Annotated in this window: 4 protein-coding genes and 1 pseudogene; 4 read left to right on the forward strand and 1 reads right to left on the reverse strand. The window is 60.6% G+C overall.

The window, feature by feature from the left end; translation table 11 throughout:
- Positions 1-54 precede the first annotated feature (54 nt).
- The 3 genes from KUF73_RS27150 to KUF73_RS27160 are packed head-to-tail and all read left to right on the forward strand — an operon-like array spanning position 55 to position 5,266.
- A complete protein-coding gene (locus tag KUF73_RS27150; RefSeq protein WP_218441052.1) occupies positions 55-1,158 on the forward strand; it encodes an efflux RND transporter periplasmic adaptor subunit in 1,104 nt (367 codons plus the stop codon).
- On the forward strand, positions 1,155-2,222 hold the full coding sequence (locus KUF73_RS27155; RefSeq protein ID WP_218441053.1) for an efflux RND transporter periplasmic adaptor subunit: 1,068 nt from the start codon (positions 1,155-1,157) through the stop codon (positions 2,220-2,222). Before KUF73_RS27150 ends, KUF73_RS27155 begins: the two co-directional genes overlap by 4 nt.
- Positions 2,219-5,266: an efflux RND transporter permease subunit gene (locus KUF73_RS27160; protein ID WP_218441054.1), complete on the forward strand. Its 3,048-nt coding sequence runs from the start codon at positions 2,219-2,221 to the stop codon at positions 5,264-5,266. The genes KUF73_RS27155 and KUF73_RS27160 overlap by 4 nt, the downstream gene beginning before the upstream one ends.
- A gap of 99 nt (positions 5,267-5,365) precedes the next feature.
- Here KUF73_RS27160 and KUF73_RS27165 read toward each other — a convergent pair whose 3' ends face one another.
- Entirely contained in the window at positions 5,366-6,001 is a 636-nt protein-coding gene (locus KUF73_RS27165; RefSeq protein ID WP_218441055.1) for a bifunctional 2-polyprenyl-6-hydroxyphenol methylase/3-demethylubiquinol 3-O-methyltransferase UbiG, read from the reverse strand.
- A 234-nt stretch (positions 6,002-6,235) separates the two neighbouring features.
- Here KUF73_RS27165 and KUF73_RS27170 point away from each other — a divergent pair.
- A pseudogene (locus tag KUF73_RS27170) lies at positions 6,236-6,518 on the forward strand (RHS repeat protein); the annotation flags it as partial.

Genomic DNA, 6,518 nt, shown 5'->3' on the forward strand with positions numbered 1-6,518 from the left:
AGCCTGTTCTAAGCTGACAGGCGTATTACGCCCGCACAACGCAAAGGAGTCTGCATGGCTGGTCCCGGATTGAAAATAGCGCTTGGCTTGAGCATGTTGGTTTTACTGAGCGCTTGCGACGAAAAAAAGCCGGTCGAGAAGGACCTGCCACGGGTCTTCGTGCAAGTGGTCAAGCCGGCCGACTATGCCATCAGCGTTACCTTGAGTGGTGATGTTCAGGCACGGGTGCAGACCGAATTGTCATTCCGTGTGGGCGGCAAGATCATCGAGCGCACCGTCGATGTCGGTGACCGGGTTTCCGCCAAGCAAGTGCTCGCCAGGCTCGACCCCAAGGACCTGCAAACCAACGTTGACTCCGCCGAGGCTCAGGTCGTCGCCGAACAGGCCAAGGTCAAACAGAACGCCGCCGCTTTCGTGCGCCAGCAGAAACTCCTGCCCAAGGGCTACACCAGTCAAAGCGAATTCGATTCCGCGCAGGCCGCCTTGCGCAGCACTCAAAGCTCGCTGGCGGCAGCCCAGGCGCAGTTGGCCAATGCCCGTGAACAACTGAGCTACACCGCGCTGATTGCCGACGCCCCGGGTGTGATTACTGCGCGTCAGGCCGAAGTCGGGCAGGTGGTACAGGCCACGGTGCCGATTTTCAGCCTGGCCCGGGACGGTGAGCGCGATGCGGTGTTCAATGTCTACGAAGCGCTGCTGGCTGAACCGCCGGAAGACAAGTCGGTCATGGTCAGCCTGCTCGATAACCCGGAGATCAAAACCAGGGGAACCGTTCGCGAAGTGACGCCGGCAGTCTCCGAGCAGACCGGCACGGTGCAAGTCAAAGTCAGTCTCGACAGTCTGCCGCCAGGCATGCAATTGGGCTCGGTAGTCAGTGCCACCGCCCATAGCCGGAGCAAATCAGCCGTGGAATTGCCGTGGTCAGCCTTGACTAAAAAACTCCACGATCCGGCCGTTTGGCTGGTGGATGACGAGGGCAAAGCGCAATTGCACAACGTCACGGTTGGCCGCTATCTAACGGGTAAAGTCATCATCAGCTCCGGGCTCGATGGCGGGGAAAAAGTCGTGATCGCTGGCGGCCAGTTGCTGCACCCCGGTGTGAAGGTGGACATCGCCGAAAACACCTACAAGGACCTGTCCGTGGGGAGCCAGCCATGAAGCGCCTGTTACTGGTTTTCGCCGGTGTGATGCTGCTGGCCTGCTCGAAACAAGAACCTGCGCCGGAGCCCGTGCGCCCGGTGTTGTCGATCAAGGTCGAGGCGTTGGGTGAGGAAAACCTCGGGCGTTTCGCCGGCAATATCCAGGCCCGTTACGAAAGCAATGTCGGATTCCGGGTGCCGGGGCGCATCGCCAGCCGCAGCGTCGACGTTGGTGCCGAAGTCGATAAAGGTGCCTTGCTCGCCACGCTCGACCCCACCGACCAACAGAACCAGTTGCGCTCGGCGGAGGGCAATCTGGCGAGTATTAAGGCGCAACTCATCAACGCCCAGGCCAGCGCCCGGCGTCAGCAGGAATTGTTCGATCGTGGCGTAGGCTCACAGGCGCAGCTCGACAGCGCGCAGACCGACCTCAAAACCACCCAGGCTTCCCTCGATCAGGCCGTGGCCGCGGTCAATCAGGCCAAGGACCAGCTCAACTATGTCGAGTTGCGCGCCGACCACAAGGCCGTGGTCACCGCCTGGAATGCCGAAGCCGGGCAAGTCGTCACCGCCGGCCAGCAGGTAGTGACCCTCGCACAACCCGACATCAAGGAAGCGGTGATCGACCTGCCCGACACCTTGGTCGACCAGTTGCCTGAGGACGTGGTGTTCCAGGTCGCCTCGCAACTGAATCCGGAAATCACCACCACGGCGACTATTCGCGAAGTCGAGCCGCAGGCCGAAAGCACCACCCGCACCCGACGCGCCCGCCTGACCCTGACCGAAACACCGGCCGCCTTTCGTCTTGGCACGGCGATCAGCGTGACCTTGAGCTCCGCGATCAAGCCGCGTATCGAACTGCCCCTGAGCGCACTGCAGGAGGTCGAAGGCAAACCGCGTATCTGGCTGGTCGATGTGCGCACGCAAACCGTTGCCCCGCGTGACGTCCGAATCATCAGTCGCACGGACAGCACGGTGGTCGTGGCCAGTGGTGTGAAGTCCGGCGAGCGGATCGTCACTGCCGGCGTGAATAGCCTCAAACCGGGGCAGAAAGTAAAAGTCGACGAGGGCAGCCCGCAATGAAAGGGAGTTTCAATTTATCGGAATGGGCGCTCAAGCATCAGTCATTCGTCTGGTATTTGATGTTCGTTGCGCTGCTGATGGGCGTGTTCTCCTACATGAACCTGGGCCGCGAGGAAGACCCTTCGTTCACCATCAAGACCATGGTCATCCAGACCCGCTGGCCCGGCGCGACCCAGGAAGAAACCCTCAAGCAGGTCACTGACCGCATCGAGAAAAAACTCGAGGAACTGGATTCGCTCGACTACGTGAAAAGCTACACCCGACCCGGCGAGTCCACGGTATACGTGTACCTGCGCGACACCACCAAGGCTGCGGACATTCCGGAAATCTGGTACCAGGTGCGCAAGAAGATCAACGACATTCGTGGCTCGTTCCCCCAGGGCATTCAGGGCCCGTCGTTCAACGACGAGTTCGGTGACGTATTCGGTTCGATCTACGCCTTTACCGCCGACGGCTTGACCATGCGTCAGCTACGCGATTACGTCGAGCAGGCCCGCGCCGAGATACGCGGTGTGCCGGGGCTGGGCAAGATCGAGATGGTCGGCCAGCAGGACGAAGTCTTCTACCTCAACTTCTCGACACGCAAACTCGCGGCACTGGGCATCAATGAGCAGCAAGTGGTGCAGAGCCTGCAAACCCAGAACGCGGTGACCCCGGCCGGGGTGATCGAGGCCGGCCCGGAACGGATTTCCGTGCGCACGTCCGGGAAATTCATCTCGGAAAAAGATCTGGCCAACGTCAACCTGCGACTCAACGATCGCTTCTATCGCCTGGCCGATATCGCCGACATCCAGCGCGGTTATGTCGACCCGTCGACACCGGAGTTTCGCTACAACGGCCAGCAAGCCATCGGCCTGGCGATCGCGATGCAGAAGGGCGGCAACATTCAGGTGTTCGGCAAGGCGCTGCACCAGCGCATCAATGAATTGACCGCCGACCTGCCCGTGGGTGTCGGCGTGCACAACGTGTCCGATCAGGCTGTGGTGGTGGAAGAGGCCGTCGGCGGTTTTACCAGTGCATTGTTCGAGGCCGTGGTGATCGTGCTGGTGGTCAGCTTCATCAGCCTTGGCGTGCGCGCCGGGCTGGTGGTGGCGTGTTCGATCCCGCTGGTACTGGCGATGGTGTTTGTGTTCATGGAATACAGCGGCATCACCATGCAACGGATCTCCCTCGGCGCGTTGATCATCGCCCTCGGCTTGCTGGTGGATGACGCGATGATCACCGTCGAGATGATGGTCTCGCGCCTGGAGTTGGGCGACACCAAGGAGCAGGCCGCGACCTTTGCCTACACCTCGACGGCGTTCCCGATGCTCACCGGGACGCTGGTGACCGTCGCCGGTTTCGTGCCGATCGGTCTGAACGCCAGCTCTGCCGGCGAATACACCTTCACCCTGTTCGCGGTGATTGCGGTGGCCATGATCGTCTCGTGGATTGTCGCGGTGCTGTTTGCCCCAGTGATAGGCGTGCACATCCTCAGCGCCAATGTGAAGCCGCATTCGGCGGAGCCGGGGCGTCTCGGGCGGGCTTTCAATGGTGGTTTGCTGTGGAGCATGCGCAATCGCTGGTGGGCCATCGGCATTACGGTGTTGCTGTTTGTGCTGTCGATTTTCGGTATGGGGTTTGTGCAGAACCAGTTCTTCCCGTCCTCGGATCGACCGGAAATCCTGGTGGACCTGAACCTGCCGCAAAACGCCTCCATCGATGAAACCCGCAAAGCCGTGGACAAGCTTGAAGCCACGCTCAAGGGCGACCCGGACATCGTGCGCTGGAGCACCTACATTGGCCAGGGCGCGATCCGTTTCTACCTGCCCCTCGACCAGCAATTGCAGAACCCCTATTACGCGCAACTGGTGATTGTCAGCAAAGGCTTCGAGGAGCGAACGGGTCTCAGCGACCGGCTGCGTGAACGCCTGCGCAAAGACTTCGTCGGCATTGGCAGTTACGTGCAAGCACTGGAGATGGGCCCGCCGGTCGGGCGGCCGATTCAGTACCGGGTCAGCGGCAAGGACATTGATCAAGTGCGCAAGCACGCCATCGACCTGGCCAGCGAACTGGACAAAAACCCGCACATCGGCGAGATCATTTTCGACTGGAACGAACCGGGCAAGGTACTGCGCATCGACATCGCCCAGGACAAGGCGCGGCAGCTAGGCTTGTCCTCCCAAGACGTGGCGAACCTGATGAACAGCATTGTCAGCGGCTCGACCGTGACTCAGGTCGACGATGATATCTACCTGATCAACGTGGTTGGCCGTGCTGTAGACGCCGAACGTGGCTCGCCGGAAACCCTGCAAAACCTGCAGATCGTTACGCCCGGTGGTACCTCGATTCCGCTGCTCGCGTTTGCCACCGTGCGTTATGAGTTGGAGCAGCCGCTGGTGTGGCGTCGCGACCGCAGGCCGACGATTACCATCAAGGCCGCGGTGGTCGGCGAGATTCAGCCAACCGATTTGGTGACCATCCTCAAACCGGACATCGAAAAATTCGCCGCCGGTTTGCCGGCAGGCTACAAGGTCGCCACCGGCGGTACGGTGGAGGAGAGCGGCAAGGCCCAGGGACCGATCGCCAAGGTTGTGCCGTTGATGTTGTTCCTGATGGCGACGTTCCTGATGATTCAATTGCACAGCGTGCAGAAGATGTTTCTGGTGGCCAGCGTCGCGCCGCTGGGCCTGATCGGCGTGGTGCTGGCGCTGGTGCCAACCGGCACGCCGATGGGTTTTGTGGCGATCCTCGGCATTCTGGCGCTGATTGGAATCATCATCCGCAACTCGGTGATTCTGGTGACCCAGATCGATGCCATGGAGAAGGAGGGCCTTTCACCGTGGGAGGCCGTGGTGCAAGCCACGGAACACCGGCGTCGGCCGATCCTGCTGACGGCGGCGGCCGCGAGCATGGGCATGATCCCGATTGCCCGGGAAGTGTTCTGGGGGCCGATGGCCTACGCGATGATCGGCGGGATCATCATCGCCACCCTGCTGACGCTGCTGTTTTTGCCGGCGCTTTATGTGGCCTGGTACAAGATTCGCGAGCCGAAGAAAGAATAAGGGCAAAAAAAGATCGCAGCCTGCGGCAGCACCTACATGGAGCATGTGCGCCAACACGAAACTCTGTGGGAGCTGCCGCAGGCTGCGATCTTTTGATCTTCAACCAATCTCGACACGCCGCCAGACACTCGCCAACCAAGGCTGCTGCTCACGCGGCAGCCCCGCCGGCCGATAGTAATGCTCCAGCTCCACAAACCCCGCTTCAGTCAGTAATTGCTGCCATGCCTGAAGATCGTGATACGCGCCATAACGCGGCCCGTTCCAGCCTTCCTGATTCTCGCCACGGGGATTGGAACTGAACAACACGCCATCCGGCTTCAGCGCCTCGCGCAACTCCTTCAACACCCGAGGCAACTCCTGGCGCGGAATGTGAAACAGCACCGCGTTGGCAAAAATCCCGTCGAAGCGTTCGGCCGGCAGGTCGAGTTTCAAAAAGTCCTGCTGCCAGACCTCGCAACCGCTGTCCTCACGCGCCATCTGCGCAAATTTTTCCGAACCGTCGAGGCCGACGGCCGTGTGGCCCATGCGCGTGAACGTCTGCAAATCGCGACCCGGTCCGCAGCCAAAATCGAGAAGGTCGAATGGCGCTTGGCCTTGAATATGCCGAAGCAGCGCATCGATGTTCTGGCTGACATCATGATCGCGCGTCCCTTCACGAAAACCTTCGGCCACCGAGTTGTAGTGGCCCAGGGTCGTGGCGGTGATCTGCTGGAGGTCGTCGGGGGTCTGTTTCATGGTCGGCTGCGCAGGGAAAAAGAGATGTGCAGACTATAAGCGGTTTCGCGCTTCAAAAGATCGCAGCCTGCGGCAGCTCCTACAGTTGCACGCCTACCCATGTAGGAGCTGCCGAAGGCTGCGATCTGTTGATCTTGGCGGTTTCAAAAACACCGACCTGTTATTTTTTACAGTATCGATCAGCATGAAAAAGGCTCAGTCTTCCCTCGTCCAGAGCGAAGGACCGTCCATACCGTGAACGCTAACCACCACGCAGCCACGCCAACACTGTCGGTCATCGATCCGCGCACCCTCGCGATCCGCAGCGTGGGCTATTGCCGGCATCCCGATAGCCCGGTGATTGATCCGCGCATCACCCGGCAACGCTTTGATGCGGCGGGGCGGTTAAGTGAGTCATGGGACCCTCGGTTGTGGGGTACGGCGTTGAAACCGAATCTGGCCACGGTCTATGGTTTGAGCGCTCAGCCGCTGCTGACGGACAGCGTCGATGCCGGGTGGCAGTTGAGCCTGCTGGATC

Origin of the sequence: Pseudomonas sp. PD9R (assembly GCF_019200975.1) — a bacterium.
Classification (GTDB): domain Bacteria; phylum Pseudomonadota; class Gammaproteobacteria; order Pseudomonadales; family Pseudomonadaceae; genus Aquipseudomonas.